1 protein-coding gene is annotated in these 932 nt (G+C 73.9%); it reads left to right on the top strand.

The window, feature by feature from the left end; genetic code table 11:
- On the top strand, positions 1 to 932 hold a 932-nt coding region (locus BYZ73_RS21315; protein WP_146746397.1), incomplete at both ends, for a DNA cytosine methyltransferase.

Raw genomic sequence — 932 nt, 5'->3', positions numbered from 1 at the left:
CGGCACCTCAATTCCAATGTCTGGCATGTCGATCCGGCCGAGATCTGCCGCGGCCGCCGCGTCGGGCTCGCCTGGTTCAGCCCCGACTGCAAGCATCACAGCAAGGCCAAGGGTGGCAAGCCCGTCGCCCGCAACATCCGCGACCTCGCCTGGGTCGTCGTGCTCTGGGCGCGCCGGGTCCGGCCCGAGGTGATCGCGCTGGAAAATGTCGAGGAGTTCCGCGACTGGGGGCCGCTGACCGAGGCCAACCGCCCCTGTCCCGAGCGCCGCGGCCAGACCTTCCGCCACTGGGTCGGCGAGCTGCGCCGCCTCGGTTATCGCGTCGAGTGGCGCGAGCTGCGCGCCTGCGACTATGGCGCGCCCACGATCCGCAAGCGGCTTTTCCTGATCGCCCGCCGCGACGGCCGCCCCATCGTCTGGCCCGCGCCGACCCATGGCGCGCCGGACAGCCCCGAGGTGCGGGCGGGCCGCCGCGCGCCCTGGCGGACCGCCGCCGGGATCGTCGACTGGTCGCTGCCGTGCCCGTCGATCTTCGACAGCTCGGCCGAGATCCTCGTCCGGCACGGGCTGCGCGCGGTGCGCCCCTTGAAAGAGCCGACCCTGCGCCGCATCGCCCGCGGCGTGATGCGCTATGTGATCGAGGCGCAGGAGCCGTTCCTCGTGACCTACGCCCAGCAGGGCGGCGCGGTGCGGTCGGGCTTCGACCCGCTGCACACCGTAACCGCCAGCGCCAAGGACCAGAACGCCCTGGTCGTGCCGACCCTGATCCAGACCGGCTATGGCGAGCGGCCGGGCCAGGCGCCGCGCGTGCCCGGGCTCGACCGCCCGCTCGGCACCGTGGTCGCGGGCGGCGCCAAGCATGCCCTCGTCGCGGCCTTCCTCGCCCAGCACAATGCCGGGGCGCGGATGCAGCGCCATGCCGGCCGCCCGGC

The organism is Rhodovulum viride (assembly GCF_003265965.1).
GTDB lineage: Bacteria > Pseudomonadota > Alphaproteobacteria > Rhodobacterales > Rhodobacteraceae > Rhodovulum > Rhodovulum kholense.
The sequence above is the reverse complement of the archived record's forward strand: the minus strand, read 5'-3'. Positions and strand labels throughout refer to the sequence as shown.